21 protein-coding genes and 3 tRNA genes are annotated in these 21,028 nt (G+C 64.3%); 9 read left to right on the forward strand and 15 right to left on the reverse strand.

Features of this window, described 5'->3' with window-relative positions; genetic code table 11:
• Window positions 1-3: 3 nt before the first annotated feature.
• Window positions 4-552, reverse strand: a complete 549-nt coding sequence (locus tag ACZ1JC_RS20960; RefSeq protein WP_465138326.1) for a hypothetical protein — start codon at window positions 550-552, stop codon at window positions 4-6.
• 143 nt (window positions 553-695) lie between these two features.
• Between ACZ1JC_RS20960 and ACZ1JC_RS20965 the strand changes: the two genes are divergently transcribed.
• Window positions 696-1,250 carry a hypothetical protein gene (locus ACZ1JC_RS20965; RefSeq protein ID WP_465138325.1) on the forward strand — a complete coding sequence of 185 codons (555 nt, stop codon included), beginning with the start codon at window positions 696-698 and terminating at the stop codon, window positions 1,248-1,250.
• 57 nt (window positions 1,251-1,307) lie between these two features.
• On the opposite strand, the gene ACZ1JC_RS20970 is transcribed toward ACZ1JC_RS20965, so the two are convergent.
• The 5 genes from ACZ1JC_RS20970 to tkt all read right to left on the reverse strand — a co-directional run bounded on the left by ACZ1JC_RS20970 (window position 1,308) and on the right by tkt (window position 7,909).
• Window positions 1,308-2,219, reverse strand: coding sequence for a fructose bisphosphate aldolase (locus ACZ1JC_RS20970; RefSeq protein WP_465138324.1), 912 nt, complete (start codon window positions 2,217-2,219; stop codon window positions 1,308-1,310).
• A gap of 58 nt (window positions 2,220-2,277) precedes the next feature.
• Window positions 2,278-3,393 carry an acyltransferase family protein gene (locus tag ACZ1JC_RS20975; RefSeq protein ID WP_465138323.1) on the reverse strand — a complete coding sequence of 372 codons (1,116 nt, stop codon included), beginning with the start codon at window positions 3,391-3,393 and terminating at the stop codon, window positions 2,278-2,280.
• Window positions 3,394-3,417: 24 nt separating this feature from the next.
• Complete coding sequence (locus ACZ1JC_RS20980; RefSeq protein WP_465138322.1) at window positions 3,418-4,617, reverse strand: phosphoglycerate kinase; 1,200 nt, start codon at window positions 4,615-4,617, stop codon at window positions 3,418-3,420.
• 279 nt (window positions 4,618-4,896) lie between these two features.
• Window positions 4,897-5,904, reverse strand: a complete 1,008-nt coding sequence (gene gap, locus ACZ1JC_RS20985; RefSeq protein WP_465138321.1) for a type I glyceraldehyde-3-phosphate dehydrogenase — start codon at window positions 5,902-5,904, stop codon at window positions 4,897-4,899.
• A 16-nt stretch (window positions 5,905-5,920) separates the two neighbouring features.
• Window positions 5,921-7,909, reverse strand: coding sequence for a transketolase (tkt, locus tag ACZ1JC_RS20990; RefSeq protein ID WP_465138320.1), 1,989 nt, complete (start codon window positions 7,907-7,909; stop codon window positions 5,921-5,923).
• 211 nt (window positions 7,910-8,120) lie between these two features.
• Between tkt and ACZ1JC_RS20995 the strand changes: the two genes are divergently transcribed.
• The 4 genes from ACZ1JC_RS20995 to ACZ1JC_RS21010 all read left to right on the forward strand — a co-directional run bounded on the left by ACZ1JC_RS20995 (window position 8,121) and on the right by ACZ1JC_RS21010 (window position 9,775).
• Window positions 8,121-8,324 carry a hypothetical protein gene (locus tag ACZ1JC_RS20995; protein WP_465138319.1) on the forward strand — a complete coding sequence of 68 codons (204 nt, stop codon included), beginning with the start codon at window positions 8,121-8,123 and terminating at the stop codon, window positions 8,322-8,324.
• Complete coding sequence (locus tag ACZ1JC_RS21000) at window positions 8,321-8,665, forward strand: cell division protein ZapA (protein ID WP_465138318.1); 345 nt, start codon at window positions 8,321-8,323, stop codon at window positions 8,663-8,665. The genes ACZ1JC_RS20995 and ACZ1JC_RS21000 overlap by 4 nt, the downstream gene beginning before the upstream one ends.
• Before the next feature lie 289 nt (window positions 8,666-8,954).
• Window positions 8,955-9,557, forward strand: coding sequence for a 5-formyltetrahydrofolate cyclo-ligase (locus tag ACZ1JC_RS21005; protein WP_465138317.1), 603 nt, complete (start codon window positions 8,955-8,957; stop codon window positions 9,555-9,557).
• A gap of 2 nt (window positions 9,558-9,559) precedes the next feature.
• Complete coding sequence (locus tag ACZ1JC_RS21010; protein WP_465138316.1) at window positions 9,560-9,775, forward strand: DUF2842 domain-containing protein; 216 nt, start codon at window positions 9,560-9,562, stop codon at window positions 9,773-9,775.
• 139 nt (window positions 9,776-9,914) lie between these two features.
• Here the strand turns inward: ACZ1JC_RS21010 and ACZ1JC_RS21015 are convergent.
• Together ACZ1JC_RS21015 and ACZ1JC_RS21020 are read right to left on the reverse strand one after the other, a co-directional pair.
• Window positions 9,915-9,991, reverse strand: a tRNA-Asp gene (locus tag ACZ1JC_RS21015).
• Window positions 9,992-10,055: 64 nt separating this feature from the next.
• A tRNA-Asp gene (locus tag ACZ1JC_RS21020) sits at window positions 10,056-10,132 on the reverse strand.
• A gap of 243 nt (window positions 10,133-10,375) precedes the next feature.
• Between ACZ1JC_RS21020 and ACZ1JC_RS21025 the strand changes: the two genes are divergently transcribed.
• Window positions 10,376-10,834 carry a hypothetical protein gene (locus ACZ1JC_RS21025; RefSeq protein ID WP_465138315.1) on the forward strand — a complete coding sequence of 153 codons (459 nt, stop codon included), beginning with the start codon at window positions 10,376-10,378 and terminating at the stop codon, window positions 10,832-10,834.
• 1 nt (window position 10,835) lies between these two features.
• On the opposite strand, the gene ACZ1JC_RS21030 is transcribed toward ACZ1JC_RS21025, so the two are convergent.
• The 5 genes from ACZ1JC_RS21030 to thyA all read right to left on the reverse strand — a co-directional run bounded on the left by ACZ1JC_RS21030 (window position 10,836) and on the right by thyA (window position 16,248).
• Window positions 10,836-11,420: a YdeI/OmpD-associated family protein gene (locus ACZ1JC_RS21030; protein ID WP_465138314.1), complete on the reverse strand. Its 585-nt coding sequence runs from the start codon at window positions 11,418-11,420 to the stop codon at window positions 10,836-10,838.
• A gap of 15 nt (window positions 11,421-11,435) precedes the next feature.
• Window positions 11,436-12,761: a dihydrolipoamide acetyltransferase family protein gene (locus ACZ1JC_RS21035; RefSeq protein ID WP_465138313.1), complete on the reverse strand. Its 1,326-nt coding sequence runs from the start codon at window positions 12,759-12,761 to the stop codon at window positions 11,436-11,438.
• 4 nt (window positions 12,762-12,765) lie between these two features.
• The gene (locus tag ACZ1JC_RS21040; protein WP_465138526.1) at window positions 12,766-13,818 is read right to left on the reverse strand and encodes an alpha-ketoacid dehydrogenase subunit beta; all 1,053 of its coding nucleotides are present in this window, start codon (window positions 13,816-13,818) and stop codon (window positions 12,766-12,768) included.
• 5 nt (window positions 13,819-13,823) lie between these two features.
• Entirely contained in the window at window positions 13,824-15,122 is a 1,299-nt protein-coding gene (locus ACZ1JC_RS21045; protein WP_465138312.1) for a thiamine pyrophosphate-dependent enzyme, read from the reverse strand.
• Between the two features lie 154 nt (window positions 15,123-15,276).
• Window positions 15,277-16,248 carry a thymidylate synthase gene (thyA, locus tag ACZ1JC_RS21050; RefSeq protein WP_465138311.1) on the reverse strand — a complete coding sequence of 324 codons (972 nt, stop codon included), beginning with the start codon at window positions 16,246-16,248 and terminating at the stop codon, window positions 15,277-15,279.
• A 149-nt stretch (window positions 16,249-16,397) separates the two neighbouring features.
• On the opposite strand from thyA, the gene ACZ1JC_RS21055 reads away from it, so the two are divergent.
• The 3 genes from ACZ1JC_RS21055 (at window position 16,398) to ACZ1JC_RS21065 (ending at window position 18,452) form a co-directional block, all read left to right on the forward strand.
• A complete protein-coding gene (locus ACZ1JC_RS21055; protein WP_465138310.1) occupies window positions 16,398-16,733 on the forward strand; it encodes a hypothetical protein in 336 nt (111 codons plus the stop codon).
• A complete protein-coding gene (locus tag ACZ1JC_RS21060; protein WP_465138309.1) occupies window positions 16,730-18,289 on the forward strand; it encodes a methyl-accepting chemotaxis protein in 1,560 nt (519 codons plus the stop codon). The genes ACZ1JC_RS21055 and ACZ1JC_RS21060 overlap by 4 nt, the downstream gene beginning before the upstream one ends.
• 86 nt (window positions 18,290-18,375) lie before the next feature.
• Window positions 18,376-18,452, forward strand: a tRNA-Pro gene (locus ACZ1JC_RS21065).
• A gap of 129 nt (window positions 18,453-18,581) precedes the next feature.
• Here ACZ1JC_RS21065 and ACZ1JC_RS21070 read toward each other — a convergent pair.
• Entirely contained in the window at window positions 18,582-18,887 is a 306-nt protein-coding gene (locus tag ACZ1JC_RS21070; RefSeq protein WP_465138308.1) for a helix-turn-helix domain-containing protein, read from the reverse strand.
• Between the two features lie 81 nt (window positions 18,888-18,968).
• Window positions 18,969-21,026, reverse strand: coding sequence for an ATP-dependent DNA helicase RecG (recG, locus tag ACZ1JC_RS21075; protein WP_465138307.1), 2,058 nt, complete (start codon window positions 21,024-21,026; stop codon window positions 18,969-18,971).
• Window positions 21,027-21,028 lie beyond the last annotated feature (2 nt).

The raw sequence follows: 21,028 nt of genomic DNA on the forward strand, positions 1-21,028 counted from the left end.
GGCTCAGGAAAAGAGTTCGTCTTCGAAGCAAGCGTCTTCGCGCTCGCGATTGACGGTGCGCAACGCTGCCACGGCGAAAAGCAGAATGGTGAGCCGCATCACCGCATGAAGCGCCTCCGCCCCTGTGTTGAGATCCCAACCCGGCGCGGCAAATGCAAGGTAGATCGCCGCTGCGGCGGCCAGCGCCACACCACCGATCAGCGCGCGTAAGAGAACACGCGAGGGCCGCCAGACCAGCAGCGCCGCCAAGGCAAACCCTACGAGAATGTCCACCGTCATGCCCATCGGAATCGCATCCGCACGCAGGGCATCGGCCATCAGCCAGACCGTTTCCCCAACTAGCAGCGCAATCGCACGCCGCAGAAACGGATCGAGCGAGGGGCGCAGCAAGGCGATCAGCTTCGTCGCCACCAGCGAGCCAAGAAACGGCGGCAGCACCAGACCGACCACCGTTTCCGAAAGGAAAAACGGCGCCACCTTCACCGATGCGACGACCGCCATCGAAAGGAAGAGCGACGATCCGAACTCGCCAGTCCTTGCTGTATACTTCATGGTTTCCCCATAGGTAAGGATAGACCCTAACCATCCGAAAGGCCGACGCAAAGCGACTTTCGTTCTGGAGCGGTTCAGCCCCCGCCGATACCCTGCCCGCAGCACTCGGAACCATAAGTCCGCTCAAACACTGTGGGAGGAACATGAAACGACGCGCACCGACGCCCGCCCTTTCGCCCATTCCTGCGCTGGCCCTGCTGGCGTTCGCCTTGGCCGGATGCCGCATCATTCCCGAAGGGGGTGGCCCGCCGCCCTCTGTTTCGGCGCAAGTGCCGACTCCGCCTTATCAGGCCCCTCCTCCGCCACCCGAAGCGCCGCCTCCGCCCGAGCCTGAATATACGCGTCCGGTCGAGATGCCCGCCGCCACTCCAACGCCGCCCTACAAGGGGCCTCCGCTGGCCTATACGCGGATCGGTGAGACGGTTTACGTCGATGGCCCCAAGGTCACCCCGCTCTCGTTGATCGAGGACAGCCGCTGCCCGCAAGGCGTGCAATGCATCCAGGCCGGACGCGTCAGGCTGCGCGTGCGGGTCGATCTCGGGTCGGGCCCGCAGAAGATCGACCTGACCTTGGGACAGCCGGTGCAAGTGGCCGACGGCACGCTAACCTTGCTGGATGCGAGCCCAACCCCGGTAGCCGGGGTCAAGCCCGCCCCGCTCGCCTATCAATTCGGTTTCCGTTTCATGGGCGGCATCTGAAACGCAAAAGGGCGGCGCCTTGCGGCACCGCCCTTTCCTGTTGCGTGATCCGAAAGATCAGGCGGCCGCCGCAGCGTCCACCTTCTGGGTCGAGCCCTTGTAGATCTCGTCGATCGCTTCGCCGAGGGCGGCATCGAACTCGGCATCGCTCATCTGCGAGCGCAAATCCTGCAGCAGCGCGCGGCTGAAGCTGGCGATAATGCCCTTGTTCTTGGCCAGTTCGACGCAAGCCTCGGGACGCTCGTAACCGCCTGAAAGCGCCACGACGCGCAGCACCTTGGGGTGCGAAACGAGCGGATCGAAGGTGCCGGGCACGATCGGCAGCGAAAGCTTCAGCATCACCTGCTGGCCTTCCGGCAGCGCGTCCAGGTTCTTGAGCAGCTCGGCCAGCAGGATCTGGTCGCACTCGGCGCGGGTGGCGCTCTTGATGTTCACTTCGGGCTCGACGATCGGCATCATGCCGTGCGAGAGCACCTGCTTGCCGATTTCGAACTGCTGCTTGACGACGGCGGCAATGCCTTCCGCATTCGCGGAGTTGATCACCGAACGCTCCTTGGTGCCGAACACGCCCAGCGCCTTCGAACGTTCCAGCAGCGCGTCGAGCGTCGGCATCGGCTTCATCAGCTGCACGCCGTTCACTTCGTCCTCAAGGCCCTTGTCCACCTTGATGAACGGCACCACGCCCTTGGCGATCAGCGCCTGCGGGGTGGGAACGCCGTTCACCTGGCCGTCCATGGTGCGCTCGAACAGGATCGCGCCGAGAACCTTGTCACCCGTGAACACCGGCGACGAAATGATGCGCGCGCGCATCTGGTGGATCAGGCCGAACATCTCTTCTTCGGTCGACCAGGCGCCTTCTTCGATGCCGTAGCCCTTCAGCGCCTTCGGGGTCGAACCGCCGCTTTGGTCAAGCGCGGCGATAAAGCCGTTTCCGCCGGCTATCTTGGCCGCCATCTCAGAAAATTCCATGGGTTTCTCCTCCTAGATTTGCCCCGGCGAACCGGAGCGAAACGGTTTGTCCGCGCCTTCAAGGCAGCGGATGAGCGGCGGCGTGGCGCATCACGCGCGCCATCGCGCGGCGGCGCAGCAGGCCGTTCAACAAAGTGCGGGCCGGCACGTCGATCCACTTCACGCAGAGCCACGCTATCGCAAGGCACAGGCCAAGGAAGACGAAGGCCATCAGCACGGCATCGTAATGCAGATCGTCCTTGAAGTAACGCATCGGCTCGATCACCGCCCAATGCACGGCGTAGAGCGCGAAAGAAACCTCGCCCACGAACCAGGCGGCGCGGGCAAACCGGCGCGAAGGCTCCACCCGCGATCCACACCAGACCAGCAGCGGTGATAGCACCAGCGCACAGGCAAGATCGTATTCGGTGGTGGACAGGAACTGCGGATCGGCCATCAGCATTGCCGCTATGGCGACAAGACAGGCAACGCCAGCCCATGTCGCCGGGCGGTGTTCGGGCTGCGGCAGCTTCGCGATCAACATGCCGATACCGAACGAATAAAGCGTGCGGGCCAGCGCCACCGGCCATTCATGCCACACCGCGCCGATATTGCCCGATCCGTTCTCCAGCACCGCCGGCACGAACCACCAGGCTGACAGCGCGCAGACCGCCACGATGCCAAGGCGCGGCAGGCGGAACAGCAGCGCGATCATCGCGAAATTGGCGACCAGTTCGTAGAACAGCGACCATGCCGGCACGTTCAGCGGAAACAGCGTGTTGGTCAGCGGAGACGGCAGCATCACGGCATTGATGCCGGTGCTGATCAAGATGGTCTTGAGGCTCAGCGAGGTATCGCCGCCAGTGTGCAGGCGGGCCAGCCCCACCACCGTCGTCAGCGCCACGCCGACGAGGAACAGCGGGTAAAGCCGCACCAGACGCTTCAGCATGAACTCGCCGGTGCCCATGCCCGCCTGCCAGCGCGGCAGATAGCTAGTGGCAAGTACGAAGCCCGAAAGCGCGAAGAAGAAGTCCACCGCCACGTAGCCGTGCGGGGCCTGCGAGATATTGAAGTGGAACAGCGCGACGGCAAGCGCAGCGATCCCGCGCATGCCGTCGAGCGTTACATAGCGGCCGTGCCAAGGCGGGCGCGGGGCTTTCCAGCCCTGAGCATCAACGGGATTCGATGTGCCCATGTGCGCCGCCTCAGCCCCGCGCGATCAGGCTTCGAGAGCCGCCACGCCGGGCAGTTCCTTGCCTTCCATCCATTCGAGGAAAGCACCGCCCGCGGTCGAGATATACGAGAAGTCGTTCGCCACGCCCGCGTGGTTGAGCGCGGCCACGGTATCGCCGCCACCGGCGACCGAGGTCAGCGAACCTTCGCGGGTCAGCGCGGCAGCGGTCTTGGCCAGCGCCACGGTCGCCGCGTCGAAAGGCACCGTCTCGAACGCGCCGAGCGGGCCGTTCCACACCAGCGTGCGGCAGGTCTTGAGCACATCGCCCAGCGCTTCCACCGCGAGCGGGCCGACATCGAGGATCATCTCGTCCGCAGCCACTTCATGCACGTTGCAGGTGCGCAGCGAAGGCGGGTTGGCGGCGAATTCCTTCGACACCACCACTTCGTAGGGCAGGTGCACGGTGCAGCCCGACGCATCGGCGGTTTCGAGGATCTCGTTCGCGGTGCCGGTCAGGTCATGCTCGCAGAGCGACTTGCCCACGTCCACGCCCTTCGCAGCGAGGAAGGTGTTGGCCATGCCGCCGCCGATGATCAGGTGATCGACCTGGGTGACAAGGTGCTTCAGCACATCCAGCTTGGACGAAACCTTGGCACCGCCGACCACGGCCGCAACGGGCTTTTCCGGCGCGCCGAGGGCCTTTTCCAGCGCTTCCAGCTCGGCCTGCATCGAACGGCCGGCATAAGCGGGCAGCACGCGGGCAAGGCCTTCCGTGCTGGCATGGGCGCGGTGCGCGGCGGAGAAGGCATCGTTGACGTAGAGATCGCCGTTGGCGGCAATCGCCTGGACGAGTTCGGCGTCGTTCTTTTCCTCACCCTTCCAGAAGCGGGTGTTTTCGAGGATCGCGATGTCGCCCGCGCGCAGGATGCCCACGGCCTGCTTGACCACGTCACCCGCCACTTCCGGCACGAACATCACTTCCTTGCCGAGCACCTTCTCGACCGCGCCGACCACCATCGACAGCGACATGCTGGGCACGCGCTCGCCCTTGGGGCGGCCGAAGTGGGCGAGCAGCAGGACCTTGGCGCCCTTTTCGGAGAGTTCCAGGATCGTCGGCGCGGCGGCGCGGATGCGGGTATCGTCGGTGACGACGCCATCGTTCATCGGTACGTTGAAATCGACGCGAACCAGCGCGACCTTTCCGGCCACGTCACCAAGGTCATCAAGGGTCTTGAAAGCGCTCATCGTTCGATCCTTATCTCGTCACCCACGGCGGCGCGCGCCGTTACAGGCACGCCGTCAGAATATCTTTTTCGCAGTTTATACGGCCCGGACCGCCAAGACGATGCCCCGAAGGCAATGCCGCCACGAACCGGCCCGATGCACTGCGCCGCGAAAGTCCCGTAAGGACTTCCGCGGCGACAGTGGTGGGGCAGACCGCCCACCATCGGCATCCACGCGGCTCCTCCTCCGCAGGGTGCCGACGGGGCGATCCGCCGCCATCAAGACCTCAGAGCAGAAGCATCAGAGGAACTTGGCCATCACGCCGGCCGTGTCGACCATGCGGTTGGAGAAGCCCCACTCGTTATCGTACCACGACAGAACGCGGACCAGCTTGCCCTCGAGCACGTGCGTCTCAAGGCTGTCGATGGTCGACGAGTGCGCATCGTGGTTGAAGTCGATCGAAACCAGCGGCTCGGTGGTATAGCCCAGCACGCCCTTGAGTTCGCCCTCGGCCGCTTCCTTCAGCAGCGCGTTGACTTCTTCCTTGGTGGTTTCGCGCTTCGGCACGAAAGTCAGGTCGACGACCGAGACGTTCGGGGTCGGCACGCGGATCGAAGAACCGTCCAGCTTGCCTTTCAGGTCCGGAAGAACGAGGCCCACGGCAACGGCGGCGCCGGTGCTGGTGGGGATCATGTTCATCGCGGCGGCGCGGGCGCGGCGCGGATCGCTGTGGATCTGGTCGAGGATCTTCTGGTCGTTGGTGTACGAGTGGATCGTGGTCATCAGACCACGCTCGATACCGATCTTCTCGTGCAGAACCTTGGCGAAAGGCGCCAGGCAGTTGGTGGTGCACGATGCGTTCGACACGATCACGTGCTCTGCCGTCAGTTCCTTGTCGTTCACGCCGTAAACGACCGTCAGGTCCACGCCCTTGGCCGGGGCGGAGACGAGAACGCGCTTGGCGCCCGCGTCGATGTGCTTGGATGCCGATTCCTTGTTGGTGAAGAAACCGGTGCATTCCAGCACGATGTCGATGCCCTGGGCGGCGTGCGGCAGGTTCGCCGGGTCACGCTCGGCCGTCACATGAATGCGCTTGCCATTGATGACCAGATCGGTGCCGTCCACTTCCACGGTGCCTTCGAAGGTGCCGTGGACACTGTCACGCTTGAACAGGAGAGCATTGGCCTTGGCATCGGCCAGGTCGTTGATCGACACCAGTTCGAGGTCATGGTCCGTGCGTTCGAGAATGGCGCGAGCGACATTGCGCCCGATACGTCCGAAACCGTTGATCGCAACCTTGGTCGCCATTGGTAAATTCTCCTGTTTACACGCTAAGCTTGTTGAGGATCTTCGGAACGATCGCTTCGACAGTGAAGCCGAAACGAGCGAACAGGTCCTTGGCCGGAGCCGAGGCACCGAAGCGGTCGAGACCGATGTTCAGGCCGCCATTGCGGCTCTGTGCGGTATAGCGTTCCCAGCCCATGGTGACGCCGGCTTCGATCGAAACCTTCAGGATCGACGCATCATTGGGCAAGATTTCGTGCTGGTAGGCTTCGTCCTGGGCGGCGAAGAGTTCCATGCACGGCATGGATACGACATCGGTACCAATGCCCTGCGATTCAAGCTCCGCACGGACCTTGACCGCAAGTTCGACTTCCGAGCCGGTAGCCACGATGATGACCTTGCGGTCCGCTTCGGCGTGGCGGAGCGTGTAGGCGCCGCGGGCCGAGAGCATGTCGCCGGTCTTGCGCAGCTGCGGCAGGTTCTGACGGGTAAGCGCCAGCACCGAAGGCGTGTCCTGCGATTCCAGGGCCACGTTCCAGCATTCCGCCGTCTCGATGACGTCGGCCGGGCGGAACACGTAGAGGTTCGGGATCATGCGCATGGACATGACATGTTCGACCGGCTGGTGGGTCGGGCCGTCTTCGCCAAGGCCGATCGAATCGTGGGTCAGCACGTAGATCGCGCGGGTCTGCTGCAGCGCCGAGAGGCGGATCGCATTGCGGCAGTAGTCCGAGAAGATCAGGAAGGTGCCGCCGTAGGGGATCACGCCGCCATGCAGCGCCATGCCGTTGAGCGCGGCAGCCATGCCGAATTCACGGATGCCGTAATAGACGTAACGGCCGCCGTAGTTGTCCGGGGTGAACGGATCCTGGCACTTGGCCTTGGTGTTGTTCGAACCGGTAAGGTCCGCCGAACCGCCGATCATCTCGGGGATCGCCGGAGCCAGCACGTTCAGCCAGTTTTCCGAAGCCTTGCGGGTGGCGACGGTGGATTCGCCTTCCAGCCATTCGGCCAGCTTGGCGCGGATCGCGTCGGTTTCTGGCAGTTCGCCGGCCATGCGGCGGGTGAACTCGTCAGCCTTGTCCGAAGCGGCAAGGCGGCCGAACCAATCGGCATGGGCCTTGGCGCCGGCTTCGCCCAGCGAACGCCAGTCGGCCAGGATTTCCGCCGGTACTTCGAAGGGAGCCGAGGTCCAGCCCAGATATTCGCGGGCGGCGGCCACTTCGGCCTCGCCCAGCGCGGCGCCGTGAACGTCGTGGCCGCCCTGCTTGTTGGGCGCGCCCTTGCCGATCACGGTCTTGCAGGCGACCAGCGTCGGCTTGTCCGAAGCGGCAGCCTGAGCCAGCGCGCGTTCGATGTCGGCGAAGTCATGGCCGTCGCACTCGAACACGTCCCAGCCCGAAGCGCGGTAGCGCGCCGGGATGTCTTCGCTGGTCGAAAGCGAGGTGTCGCCATCGATGGTGATCTTGTTGTCGTCCCACAGAACCTTCAGGCGGCCCAGCTTCAGCGTGCCGGCAAGGCCGATGGCTTCGTGGTTGATGCCTTCCATCAGGCAGCCGTCACCGGCAATGACCCAGGTCTTGTGGTCGACCAGATCGTCGCCGAACGTGGCGTTCAGCTGACGCTCCGCCATCGCCATGCCGACCGCCATGGCCAGGCCCTGGCCCAGCGGGCCGGTGGTGCATTCGACGCCTTCGATCAGGAAGTTTTCCGGGTGACCGGCGCAGACCGAGCCGAGCTGGCGGAAATTGCGGATGTCATCCATCGTCGGGCTGGCATAGCCGGTCAGGTGGAGCAGCGAATAGATCAGCATCGAACCGTGACCGGCGGACAGCACGAAGCGGTCGCGATCGGCCCACTTGGGGGCGGCGGGATCGAACTTCAGGAACTTCGAGAACAGGACGGTGGCAACGTCGGCCATGCCCATCGGCATACCGGGGTGGCCGCTGTTGGCGGCCTGAACCGCGTCCATGGAGAGCGCGCGAATGGCGTTGGCCATCGGCGCGAGACGGTCGGCTGCAAGGGTCATCGGGTGGCTCCGGTAAACGGAAAAAGGAATGATTCGGCTTGCCGACCCCCTTTAGGGAGAGGCCAGCGGGCGTCAAGTTCACCCGGGCCGCAATCAAGCGCGGCCCTTGCGCAATCGCGTGGTGGCACAAACTCTTCGTTTCGTCGAAGCCAATGTCGGCAAACCGTGCCGATTTCTTGCCTTTTTGCGGTTTCGCAGTAACCGGTGAGTTATGAATGAAGTATCGATCGGCCAGGTCGTCGAACGGATCGAGGCGGCATTGGCCCGGCTCGACAAGACGATCCCCGAAACAGTGGAGCAGCGGGCGCGCGATGCACGCCTGAGGATTTCGGTCGAACACGCCCTCGGCGAGCTCGATGAACTGCTGGCGCGGCCCGAAGCCGGGAACCAGCCAGAAAAGCCGGGCCGGCCATGAGCAACGTCAATCTCACCATCGGTGGACGCGGCTTCACGCTGGCCTGCGCCGACGGGCAGGAAAGCCATGTCGAATATCTCGGCCGCCTGATCGACGAGAAGGTGGCCGCGGCCGGCGCCGTGGGCCAGACCGAGACTCGCATGCTGCTGTTCGCCGCGATCATGCTGGCGGATGAAGTGCATAACTTGCGCAACAAGCCCGCCGAACCGGCCCCGACAGCCGCTCCGCCACCTGCTCCCGCCCCTGCATTTCCGCCCGAATTGGCTGAACGCCTTGTGGCGATCGCACAGCGCGTCGAAAATCTTGCCGACCTCCTTGAGGGATCGGTCGATAATCCCTAACTAGGGCGGCGACGGGATCTGCCCGGCACGAGCCGTTCGAACATCCCTGAGGCTATAAGCAAATCCAAGGGGGCTGTCCCTGCCCGGACCCTGGTCCGGAGTACATGGTCCCCACCTGACGTTGAGGCGTCAGAGGATTTCTAGGCAAACGACCCTATGGTGGGCCCGTCACCCCCTTTCAGAAATCAAACCCTCGCCCTTCCAACATATCACATGTTGGAAATCCAACATGCCGATCGAGGCCGCAGGTGTTAGTGTGCGGCTCCGAATGCCAGGAATGGGATCACCGGTGGATTCGTCACGCCCCCTCTCCCCCGCCACCGAAAAGGCGGCGCTCCGCAAGGCGCATCGCGTCGCCCGTGCAGAGCATGTCGCATCGCTTCCGCAAGGATTGCGGGCGCTGGTGCTCAATCGTCCACCCGCCCCCGTCGCCGAAATGATGCCGGAGGGGCTGACCATCGGCCTTTACGCCCCCGTGGGAGATGAAGCGCCGGCCTTCGGCTGGGCACGCTGGCTTTCCGAAAACGGGCGGCGTGTCGCCCTGCCGTGGTTCGAATCGCGCGAATCGTCGATGGAGTTCCGCCGCTGGGACAATCCTTTCGATGAGGAACAGCTGACCATCGGCCCCTGGGGCGCGCTGCAGCCGCTTCCCGAAAGCGATCCGGTGGTTCCCGCCATCGTCATCGTTCCACTGCTGGCCTTCACCGCCGAAGGGCATCGCCTGGGTCAAGGCGGCGGCCATTACGATCGCTGGCTCGATGCCAATCCCGATGTGCCCGCGATCGGCCTTGCATGGGATTGCCAATTGGCCGACACCCTGCCGATAGAAGCGCACGACCGCATCCTCGATGCCGTGGTGACGCCGACACGGATCTACGAGGGGGAAATCTGAACTTGCGCGAGACACCGACTCTGCGAATCCCGCTGGGCGTATTGGGGCTGTTCGCCGTCCTGATCGCCTACGGCCTGCTGATCGCGCATTATCTGGCCCCGCTGATCGGCGGGTGGCATCCGCTACTCCAGACGCCGGTCTATGTCATTCTAGGTGTCGTCTGGATATTGCCGCTGAAGCGGTTCCTGATCTGGATGGAGACCGGGCGCTGGGGGTGATTCCCCGGCGCTTTTATTTTCCGGGAAGCGTCTTCGCTGTGACATGAGTCGCGCCTCTGAATCGCACGGGCAAAAGAAAAGGCCGGGCGTGAACCCGGCCTTTTTCATTTCATTGCCTTACCACTTCCCGTGAAGGAAATGGCGCGAGTGACGGGGCTCGAACCCGCGACCTCCGGCGTGACAGGCCGGCACTCTAACCAACTGAGCTACACCCGCGCAGCAATGTATGTGAGGTTTTTAGACTACCTCAAGTCGCTGGATTACCAGCATTTTTCCCAAGTGGCGCGAGTGACGGGGCTCGAACCCGCGACCTCCGGCGTGACAGGCCGGCACTCTAACCAACTGAGCTACACCCGCGTTCTTGCGGTTGCGTCCGCTTGGGAGCCGCGCCTCTATGGCAGGGCACCCACCCTGTCAACGGGAATGACCCGAACAATGAAAAGTTTTTATCCACACCCCCGAAAATTCCTGCCCGATCCCACCCCTGCCCTTCCGGCCGGGAACGTGGTCAATCGGCGTTAACTATATGTTGGTGACTGGAATCGCAGAAAATCCCCATCCACGCGGAAACGGCGCGGAAGACATGCAGGGGGTATTCGGGTGAAAGCATTCCATCTCGCCATGACGCTCGCGCTCGCGGCCGGCCCGCTGGCCGCCACAGAAGCACAGGCAGAACTGCGTACAGGGCCCGCCGTAGCCACCGACAGCGCCGTCTATGTGGAACGCAGTGGCTCGGCCGCCTCACGTCGGCTGAAACCCGCCAGCCGCCTTGTTCGCGGTGACAGGGTGGTAACGATCGTCACCTGGGTACGCGCAGCCGACGCCGGCGGCTTCGTCATCACCAATCCGGTGCCCACCGCCCTCACCTATCAGCAGAGCGCAGAGGACATGCAGGAGGTCTCTGTAGACGGGGGCCGCTCGTGGGGCCGCATCGGCACGCTGAGAATCGGTAGCCGGCTGGCCACCCCCGAAGACGTCACGCATGTCCGCTGGCGCATCCCGCCGCAGAGCGCGGCGCGTGGACGCGGGCAGATCACCTACAGCGGCATCGTGCGCTGATTCAGCAGCGCTCGTACTTCCAGTTGCGGCGCTTGCCTTCGGAAATCCACTCGACGGCCTGAGCCATGCGCTTGGCACGCGTGGCCTCTGTCTTGGCCTCGGTGATCCATTCCAGATATTCGCGCCGCTGGGATGGCGAGAAGGCATCGTAGTGCCCCTGAGCGGTGGGAGAGGACGCCAACGCTGCAGCGAAGTCCTCCGGCATCGGAATTTCCGCCTTGGGCGCGTGCGGCGCGGCAGACTTCAGCGCGGTGCCCTTTTCCAGCACCCTCGTCTCGGCGGCCTGCAATTTTTCGATGAGTTCGCCTTCGGGCGGCAGATCGCCGACGGCAGTGATGCGCCCGAACTGGCCCATGGCATCGCCCTGTCGCCCATCTCCATGGATGACGAACGTGCAATGCGCCTTGAACGCCGCCATCCCGGCGACGTTCTTACCCTTCACCAGAAAGTGCGGCATGCCCCATTTGATGGCCTCTTCGGCCTCGGGCAGCGCGCGATGGGCGAGATCGCGCAAGTGGGTGAGGATCGGGCGGGCAAAGTCCGCAGCCTTATCGATATAGTCGTCGACGCGCGGATCTTTGCCCATGATGCCCTCTCTATCTTAGCCCGCTAGAATCAGCGCCGGAGCCTCGATCAGTTTCTTGAGGTCCTGCGCGAAGCTTGCCGCGTCCCAACCGTCTACCACACGGTGATCGCACGACATCGAGATATTCATGATCTTGCGCTTCTCGATGCGCTCCACGCCATCGGCGCCCTTCACGAACATCGGCCGCTCGACGATGCGATTCGGGCCGATAATGGCGACTTCGGGGCGATTGATGACCGGAGTCGTGGCGACGCCGCCCATCGGCCCGAGCGAGGTGACCGTGATCGTCGAGCCCGAAAGCTCCGACGACTTCGCCGAACCATCGCGCGCCGCATTGGCAAGACGGCCGATCTCGGTGGCGAGCTGCCACAGGTTACGGTCCTGCGCATCGCGAATCACCGGCACCATCAGGCCCGCCGGGGTCTGCGCGGCCATGCCCAGATGGACCGAACCGTAACGCGTCACCACGCCCGCCTCGTCATCATAGTGCGCGTTGAGCATCGGGTACTTGGGCAGCAGCTTGCAGATCGCAGCGATCAGGAACGGCAGCATCGTCAGCTTCGGACGGTCACCACGACCGGCGTTAAGCTGCGCGCGCGTTTCCTCCAGCGCCGTCACGTCGAATTCCTCGACATAGGCGAAGTGGGGGATCTGGCGCTTGGACGCCGCCATGTTCTCGGCAATGCGGCGGCGCAGGCCAATCACGCGGACCTGTTCGTCCTTGCCCTTGTTCCCGGCGGGCTGGAAACCGCCCGAGGCATTGTAGGATAGGAAGGCGTCGAGATCGCCGTGGCGCACACGGCCGTCTTCCGCAGGGCGGACTTCGGCCAGATTGATGCCGAGGTCCGACGCGCGCTTGCGGACAGCGGGGCTGGCCGTAACCTTGGCGTGTACGGCAGGCGTCGGCGCGCGGGCTTCGACAGGCTCAGCCTGAGCGGGTTTGAGGGCTGGTGCGGGAGCCGGTGCAGGTTCGGGCGCAGCAACGGGTGCGGGCGTCGGAGCCAATTCCACAACCTCCGCTCGTGCCGAGCCTGTCGAAGCACTGGCCACCTCGGGCTCGACCTTGGGCGCGCTCGCGCCGTCGACTTCGTTGCCCGCGCCTTCGACCTCGATCACCACCAGCGGCGATCCGATGGCGATGACATCGCCCGCCTCACCGGCGACTGCGACCACCACACCCGACACCGGGCTTTCCATCTCGACCGTCGCCTTGTCGGTCATCATGTCCGCAACGCGGTCGTCTTCCTCGATCCGATCGCCGATCTTGACGTGCCAGGCGACGATCTCTGCCTCGGCAATGCCCTCACCGATGTCGGGGAGCCTGAAAGTATAGCGTCCCATCAAATCAATCCTTCAACAGACGATCGACCGCCTCGCCAATGCGGACGGGACCGGGGAAATAGGCCCACTCAAGGCTGTGCGGGTACGGCGTATCGAAGCCGGTCACGCGCTCGACGGGCGCTTCAAGGTGGTAGAAGCAGCGCTCCTGAACCAGCGTCACCAGTTCGGCGCCAAAGCCGGAGGTGCGGGTCGCCTCGTGTATCACCAGGCAACGCCCAGTCTTTTCCACGGACTTTTCCACAGTCTCCAGATCGAATGGAACCAGGCTGCGCAAATCGATGATCTCGGCATCGACGCCCTTTTCGGCCAGCACCGCCTCGGCCACGTGGACCATGGTGCCATAAGTCACCACCGTCAGCGCCGAACCTTCCTGCACGATCCGCGCCTTGCCGAGCGGGATCGAATAGTACCCCTCCGGCACCATGCCGAGCGGGTGGCCCTTCCACGTCTTCGACGGGCGATCGTAATAGCCGTCGAACGGGCCGTTATAGATGCGCTTGGGCTCGAAGAAGATCACCGGATCGTTGTCTTCGATGGCGGAAATCAGCAGGCCCTTGGCGTCATAGGGGCTGGCCGGGATCACCGTCTTCAGGCCGGAAACGTGCGTGAACAGCGCTTCCGGGCTCTGGCTGTGGGTCTGGCCGCCGAAAATGCCGCCGCCGAAAGGCGAACGCACCGTGATCGGCGCAATGAACTCCGCCGCCGAACGATAGCGCAGACGCGCCGCTTCGGAGACGAGCTGGTCCATGCCAGGATAGATATAGTCCGCGAACTGGATCTCCGGCACCGGGCGCAGGCCGTATGCGGCCATGCCCACGGCGGCACCGATGATACCACATTCGTTGATCGGCGTATCGAACACGCGGTTGCGGCCGTACTTCTTCTGAAGGTTGGCCGTCGCGCGGAACACGCCGCCGAAATAGCCGACGTCCTCACCGAAGGTCACCACATCGGGATCGCGCGCCATCATGATGTCGAGCGCGTCGTTGATCGCCTCGATCATGTTCATCTGGCGGGTCGGCGCGTCGTGGAGGCTGACCGAATCTTCTTCAATCATCATGATCAGTCCTTCCAATCCGGGAACTTGCTCTGCCGCTCACGGATCGCCTGATCCGCCTGCTCTTCAAGGTGCCAGGGCAGTTCCTCGAAGACGTCCTCGAACATGGTGTGGAACGGATGGTGCAGGCCGTGGCCCAGGATGCCGTTCTTCTCGGCTTCCTTGGTGGCGGTCTTCACTTGCTCGGCAGCGTCGCGGTCCATCTCGGCGTGCTGTTCCTCGGACCATTCGCCAAGCGCGATCAGATGCTTCTTCAGGCGCATGATCGGATCGCCCAGCGGCCATTCCTCACGCTCATGCGCGGAGCGATAGGCCGTGGGATCGTCCGAGGTGGAGTGACCCTCGGCGCGATAGGTGAAGTGCTCGATCAGCGTCGGCCCCTGATTGGAACGGGCGCGGTTGGCGGCCCATTCCATCGCGGCATAGACCGCCAGGATATCATTGCCGTCCACCCGCAGGCCGGCGATGCCGTAACCCGTGGCGCGTGCGGCAAAGGTGGTGCGCTCCGCCCCGGCAAAGCCCGAGAAGCTGGAAATCGCCCACTGGTTGTTGACGACATTGAGCACGACCGGCGCGTTGTAGACCGCCGCAAACGTCATCGCTGCGTGGAAATCGCCTTCCGCGCTGGAGCCTTCGCCCACGAAGCTGGTGGCGATGCGGGTATCGCCCTTGATCGCGCTAGCCATCGCCCAGCCCACCGCCTGCGGGAACTGCGTGGCCAAGTTGCCGGAAATCGAGAAGAAGCCGTAGTCCTTGGCCGAATACATGATCGGCAGCTGGCGGCCCTTTAGCGGGTCAGCACGGTTGGAGTAGATCTGGTTGACCATCTCCTCCAGCGGATAGCCGCGCGCGATCAGGATGCCCTGCTGGCGGTAGCTGGGGAACACCATGTCGTCGAAGGCAAGCGCATGGGCGCAAGCGATCGAGACCGCCTCTTCGCCCGTGGACTTCATGTAGAAGCTGGTCTTGCCCTGGCGCTGGCCGCGGTACATGCGATCGTCGAAAGCGCGGGTGAGCGCCATCGATGCCAGCATGCGGCGCATCGTCTCGGGATCGAGATTGGGGTTCCACGCGCCCACCGCCGCATCGTTCTCGTCCAGAACGCGGATCAGGTCGAGCGTCAGCGGCCATGTCTCGCTGGCGGCGCAGCCCTCATCGGGGCGCGCCAGCTTGCCGGCCGCGGGGATCTCCAGATGCGAATAATCGACCGGATCGCCGGGCCGGAACTTCGGCTCGGGGATATAGAGATCGAGTGGCGGCAGGTTGCCGCGCGACTTTCCTGTACGTGTCGGGCCTAGGGCCATCTTGCTTCCTCTCCCGCCTTGAATCGGGCCGCGAAGAGAGAAACTACGCCGAAACCAAAGGTTAACGGTGCGTTTCAAAATTCCACGGTCAGGTCACAATATTTCAACCAAGGGTAATGTCAATACAGAGTCGATTGGCCGCCCCGATGGGCCGTCACACCGCGACGGGCGCGGCGATATGGGCCTGCGGCGCGTAGCCGGAAACCGCGAAATCCTCGATCCGGTAGTCGAAGATCGAATCGGGCTTTCGCACGATATCCAGCCGCGCCTCACCGGAGGGCTGACGCGAAAGCTGCTCTTCGACGAGGCTTGCGTGGTTGAGATAGAGATGGACATCACCACCCATCCAAACGGCCTCACCCGGCTCAAGGTTGCACTGCTGCGCGAACATGCGCGTCAGCAGCGCCAGTGACCACATGTTGAACGCGAAGCCGAGGCCAAGATCGCAGCTGCGTTGATAGAGGATGCAGGACAGCCGGCCATCGGCGACATGGAACTGATAGGTCTTGTGGCACGGCGGCAGCGCCATCGCGTCCAGCTCGGCGACGTTCCAGCCTTCGATGATGTGGCGGCGGCTGCCGGGATTGCTCTTCAGGCTCTCGATCACTTGCGCGACCTGATTCACGCCCTGCTCACGCTTCTTATAGAGTCCGTCGCCGGTAGGCTCATAGACCGGCCAGTCGACCCACTGCTTGCCGTAGACCGGACCGAGATCGCCCCATTCCGCCGCGAAGGCCTCATCCTCGACGATCCGGCGGGAGAAATCGGCGCGGGCGATATCTTCGCCCGTCGCCTTGCGATAGCGGTCGAGCGGCCAGTCGGTCCAGATTTCGACGCCTTGGGCACAGAGCGGGCGGATATTGGTCTCCCCAGTCAGGAACCACAGCATCTCGCGGCTCGCGGTCTTCCAGTAGACGCGCTTGGTGGTGAGCAGCGGCATCAAGCCGCCGGAGAGGTCGAACCGGATCGTCGCGCCGAAGACGGAGCGCGTGCCGACGCCGGTGCGGTCCACCCGTTCGTCACCATGCTCCCAGATGCGCCGCATCAGGTCGAGGTATTGCCATTCCCAATGGCGCTCCTGGCCGGAGGATGCGGGAACGGCGGCTTCGAGCAGGCTTTCGGTCATGCACCAGACCTAACCCTGCAAGCCGCGAAGGGGAAGAGCGCGAGCGCGTCCCTCCCCGATCGATGCCTTCCCGTCCATCCTGCGAACCGTGCTGGTTTACGTAATGGTCATCCCCTCCGCCCGCCCACGCGGCAATCTATAATAAGGGCATGGATCCCGCCCCCGAACGCAAGACAGGCTTACGCGGCGCACTGGCCCTTCAGGGCCTGATCGCGCTTGCCGTGATGGCCTTTGCGCTCACCCCTGCACGCGGCGGAGCGGCACTCTATATGCCGCTCCACGGCAGCGCCGGCGAAACGCTCACCTGGGCGCGCGCGGAACATGCGGGATTTCTGGCCACCGGCCCTTACGCGGGCGCGGCTTTCGTGCGCGTACCCTCGCCCGCCGCGACGCTGTCCGCCCTGCGCCATGGCGCCCTTCTCTTCGCCGTACCGGAATCGGTTTGCGGCGCTCCCCCCACTCACACCCCGGCAACGCAATCATGAACCAACTCGAAGACTTGCGAAGCAAGGGAGCCCGCGGGCTCCTGATCGTCTGCTGGCTCAGCGTGCTCGTCACGCTGGGCGGCCTGCCTTTCGCCCAGACCGGCATGGCTCCCGGCATTGCCCCCGTCATCGCCGCCGTGCTGATCACGATCGTTCCCAGCCTGCTGGTCCTGAGCGGCAGCAACGGCGCGCAGGCCCGCATGGTGCTGGGCATCACGCTACCGCTCTATCCGGCCATCCTGCTCTGGCAGTGGTCGGGCCGCGAATGGATGCTCGACCTGCACATGATCTTCTTCGCCGCGATCGCCATGCTGGCGATTCTGGCGGACTGGCGCCCCATCCTTGTCGCCGCCGCGATCACCGCCGTCCACCACCTTCTGACCAACTTCGTCGCGCCGACGCTGGTGTTCCCCAACGGCGGCGAACTGGGCCGCGTGATTCTCCACGCCGTGGTCGTCGTGCTTGAGACAGCGGTACTGGTCATGATCGCCGCCCGGCTCGAAAAACTGATCCTCGAACAGGCCGCCGCGCATGCCGAGCGCGAACGCGTACAGGAAGCCGCCGCACGCGAACGCGCCCGCGCTGCCGACGAACAGCGCGTGGTGATCGAACAGATCGGCGACGGCCTGCGCTCGTTGGCCAGCGGAGACCTCTCGCTGCGGCTCGCGCGCGAATTTCCTGAAAGCTATGAAGACCTGCGCCGGTTCTTCAACGCCGCCGCGAACGATCTGGACGGCATCGTCCAAAGCGTCAGCGAAGCGGCCCGCCAGATCGAGACCGGCTCGCGCGAAATCAGCATCGCCACCGACGATCTGGCCCAGCGCACCGAGCAGCAGGCCTCCACGCTGGAAGACATCGCCAGCACCCTGCGCCAGCTCAACCTTACCGTTCAGGAAAACGCCACCAGTGCCCGCACCCTGCAAGATAACGCGGCCCGTGCGCGCGACGACGCGCAGGCGGGCAGCACCGTGGTGGACAGCGCCATTTCCGCCATGGGCGAGATCGAACAGTCCGCACACGAAATCGCGCAGATCGTCGCCCTGATCGACGGGATCGCCTTCCAGACCAACCTGCTGGCCCTCAATGCCGCGATCGAGGCCGGGCGCGCCGGGGAAGCCGGCAAGGGATTCGCCGTCGTCGCATCGCAAGTGCGCGCACTGGCCCAACGCTCCGGCGACGCCGCCAACCGCATCAAGGCACTGATCGACACATCATCGCGCCAGGTCTCTCAGGGCGTGACGCTGGTCGGTCGTTCGGGCGAAACGCTGGAAACGATCGTCACCGACATTTCCGAAATCGACGGCGCCGTCGCCCGCATCGTGCAGGTCTGCGAGGAGCAGGCAAACGAGATCGGACGAATCAGCGAAAGGGTCGGAAACCTCGATTCCGCGACCCAACACAACGCCGCAATGGTCGAAGAAGGCACCGCCGCAGCCCGTCATCTTTCCGAAGAAGCGCAGACGATGGCCCGGATAGTGGCGCATTTCCGCGTTTCCGGAGGGATGCCCGAAAAAAGCGGCGACTTGTCCACAGGAGGAAATCGCCGCGTCGCATGAAAAGCGATTTTGGCCCCTTGCCACCCTGAGAGTCGCCCTATATAGGCGCGCTCCTGCCCAGGGCGGTCTTCGGAACGCCCACCGGTCGGGGAATAGCTCAGCCTGGTAGAGCACTGTCTTCGGGAGGCAGGGGCCGGAGGTTCGAATCCTCTTTCCCCGACCATTTTCACCTTCGGGTGAGCAGAAAAACCCGGCGGAAACGCCGGGTTTTTTGTTGCCTATCGCACGCGCAAGAAAAAAGGCGAAGGTTCCACCCGAACCTCCGCCTGCCGATAAAGCTGCCTGAGCGAGATCAGCCCGGCTTGTGGTTTTCCGGGCGGCCGTCAGGCAGCGTCAGCCCTTCCAACTGCTTCTCGGTCATGTTCTCGACAAAGGCGGGCGACAGCTTGCGTTCAAGCCGGCGGCACATGTCGGCCTGCTTGATGAGCCCCTGCGAGGCGGAGCGCAGCGCATTGCGGTCCAGCGGAACATCGCCGGCCAGGAAATCGCGCACTTCCTTCTCGGAAACGCCCATGTAGCGCGCCATCACGCGCTGTCCGCCGACCGCGTCGACTGCCTGGGCAAAAATGGCGAGCTGGATATCCGGTTTCTGGGGCATGGCTCAGGCCATCACAGGGCGACGCGGCCAAGTCAATTGCAGCGTCCCCCGCTTTCTGAGGCCCGGCTTTCTGGTCCCCGCCTATCCGCCGCGCAGAAGCTGTACGCCCCAATCCCGCTCGAACAGATAAAGCAGCAACCGCGCCGCCTCGCCGCGCGGGCCGGTGAGGCCACCGTCGCGCTCGATCAGCAACCGCGCGTCATCATGGGCGAGCGGCAACAGCTTGGTGATCTGCTCAAGGCTGGCAATGCGGAACGGCGTATCGCCGGACTGCCGCGTGCCCAGCAATTCGCCGCCGCCGCGCAGTTGCAGATCCTCTTCCGCCAGCCGGAAACCATCCTGCGTCTCGCGCATCAGGGCAAGGCGCTGGCGGGCGGTTTCGCTCAATTGCTGGCCGCGCAGCAGCAGGCAGGTCGATTTCTCGCTGCCGCGCCCCACGCGTCCGCGCAGCTGGTGAAGCTGGGCGAGGCCGAAGCGCTCTGCCTGCTCGATCACCATCAGCGTGGCATTCGGCACGTCCACACCGACCTCGATCACCGTGGTCGCCACCAGTACCGAAGCCTCACCGCTGGCGAAGCGTTCCATGCCGGCATCCTTCGCCTCAGGCTTCAACTGCCCGTGAACGAGCACCACGGTATCGCCGAACCGCTCCTTCAACGTCGCATAGCGCGCTTCTGCCGCGGCCAGATCGTCGTTCTCGCTCTCGCTGACCATCGGGCAGACCCAATAGGCCTGCTGTCCGGTCTCGATATGCCGGGCGATCGCGCCGACGACATCGCCCATCCGCTCTACCGAAACGACGCGCGTATCGATCGCCTGGCGACCCGGCGGCAGTTCGTCGAGCTTGGAAACTTCCATCTCGCCATATTGCGCCAAAGTCAGCGTGCGCGGGATCGGCGTGGCGGTCATCGCCAAGGTATGCGGCGTCCGCCGCCCCTTGCGCGCCAGCATCAGCCGCTGGCCGACGCCGAAGCGGTGCTGCTCGTCGATCACCACCAGCGCGAGATTGCGGTAAGACACGGTATCCTGAAAGATCGCATGCGTGCCGACGACGATATTGATGGAGCCATCGATCAGCCCCATCAGAATCGCCTCCCGCGCCTTGCCCTTGTCGCGCCCGGTCAACAGCGCGATTTGCACGCCCGTGCCCTGAAGCATCCGCGCCAGCGTTTCGTAGTGCTGGCGGGCAAGGATTTCGGTCGGCGCCAGCAAGGCCGCCTGCGCCCCCGCCTCCACCGCGATCAGCATGGCATTGAGCGCCACCACCGTTTTGCCCGCACCCACATCGCCCTGCAGCAACCGCAGCATCGGCGCCTGCTGCGCCACATCGCCCTCGATCTCGTCGATGGAGCGCTTCTGCGCGCCGGTCAGCGCGAAAGGCAGCTTCAGTTTGGCCCGCAGCGAGCCGTCGCCCTTGAGCGGCGTGCCCGACTGGCGGCGATTGCTCTCGCGCACCAGCATCAGGGCCAGCGCGTTGGCCAGCAGTTCGTCATAGGCCAATCGGTCGCGCGCCGGGGCATTGGCGCCGCGATGCGCCTCGATCACCGCCTCGCGCCACACGGGCCACTTCATCTTTGCGTAGAGGCCGGGCTCGATCCACTCCGCCAGTTCGGGCAGCACTTTCAGCGCCTGCTGGACCAGTCCCGCCACGCGCCCCTGCGTCAGCCCTTCGGACAGCGGATAGACCGCCTCGCAAAGTTGGCCCACCGGCGCGGCGCTATCTTCGGAGACATGTTCCGGATGCACCATCTGGAGCATCTGGCCATACTGGTCGAGCCGACCTGCCACCCAACGCGTCTCGCCCACCGGCAATTGCTTCTTCGCGGTATAGGATGCGCGGCCGAAATAAGTGATCGTGCAAATATTGCCGATCGAATCCTCGGCCACGACCCGGAACGGGCCCCGGCCGGACGGCGAGCGGTGCTCACGCACGGTGAGCTGGACGATCACGTTCTCGCCCACGCTCGCCTCATCCAGATTGGTCACCGCGCGCCGTTCCACGAAACGGTCGGGCAAGTGATAGGCAAGATCGCGGATGCGGGTGAGGCCAAGCTTTTCCAACGGACGCTTGAGCTTGGGGCCCACGCCGTCGAGGGAATCGGTTTCTACAAACAGGCAATTCAACGCTTCGGGCCGCATGG

It is taken from the genome of Sphingomonas sp. BL-S-28, assembly GCF_055521515.1.

Coding starts and splice junctions, on each gene's coding strand:
- ACZ1JC_RS21055 (WP_465138310.1), top strand. CDS start 16,398: ATGGATCCCGCCCCCGAACGCAAGACAGGCTTACGCGGCGCACTGGCC.
- ACZ1JC_RS21000 (WP_465138318.1), top strand. CDS start 8,321: ATGAGCAACGTCAATCTCACCATCGGTGGACGCGGCTTCACGCTGGCC.
- thyA (WP_465138311.1), bottom strand. CDS start 16,248: ATGACCGAAAGCCTGCTCGAAGCCGCCGTTCCCGCATCCTCCGGCCAG.
- ACZ1JC_RS20995 (WP_465138319.1), top strand. CDS start 8,121: ATGAATGAAGTATCGATCGGCCAGGTCGTCGAACGGATCGAGGCGGCA.
- ACZ1JC_RS21070 (WP_465138308.1), bottom strand. CDS start 18,887: ATGCCCCAGAAACCGGATATCCAGCTCGCCATTTTTGCCCAGGCAGTC.
- ACZ1JC_RS20965 (WP_465138325.1), top strand. CDS start 696: ATGAAACGACGCGCACCGACGCCCGCCCTTTCGCCCATTCCTGCGCTG.
- tkt (WP_465138320.1), bottom strand. CDS start 7,909: ATGACCCTTGCAGCCGACCGTCTCGCGCCGATGGCCAACGCCATTCGC.
- ACZ1JC_RS21030 (WP_465138314.1), bottom strand. CDS start 11,420: ATGGGCAAAGATCCGCGCGTCGACGACTATATCGATAAGGCTGCGGAC.
- gap (WP_465138321.1), bottom strand. CDS start 5,904: ATGGCGACCAAGGTTGCGATCAACGGTTTCGGACGTATCGGGCGCAAT.
- recG (WP_465138307.1), bottom strand. CDS start 21,026: ATGCGGCCCGAAGCGTTGAATTGCCTGTTTGTAGAAACCGATTCCCTC.
- ACZ1JC_RS20970 (WP_465138324.1), bottom strand. CDS start 2,219: ATGGAATTTTCTGAGATGGCGGCCAAGATAGCCGGCGGAAACGGCTTT.
- ACZ1JC_RS21060 (WP_465138309.1), top strand. CDS start 16,730: ATGAACCAACTCGAAGACTTGCGAAGCAAGGGAGCCCGCGGGCTCCTG.
- ACZ1JC_RS21045 (WP_465138312.1), bottom strand. CDS start 15,122: ATGGCCCTAGGCCCGACACGTACAGGAAAGTCGCGCGGCAACCTGCCG.
- ACZ1JC_RS20980 (WP_465138322.1), bottom strand. CDS start 4,617: ATGAGCGCTTTCAAGACCCTTGATGACCTTGGTGACGTGGCCGGAAAG.
- ACZ1JC_RS21035 (WP_465138313.1), bottom strand. CDS start 12,761: ATGGGACGCTATACTTTCAGGCTCCCCGACATCGGTGAGGGCATTGCC.
- ACZ1JC_RS20960 (WP_465138326.1), bottom strand. CDS start 552: ATGAAGTATACAGCAAGGACTGGCGAGTTCGGATCGTCGCTCTTCCTT.
- ACZ1JC_RS21040 (WP_465138526.1), bottom strand. CDS start 13,818: ATGATTGAAGAAGATTCGGTCAGCCTCCACGACGCGCCGACCCGCCAG.
- ACZ1JC_RS20975 (WP_465138323.1), bottom strand. CDS start 3,393: ATGGGCACATCGAATCCCGTTGATGCTCAGGGCTGGAAAGCCCCGCGC.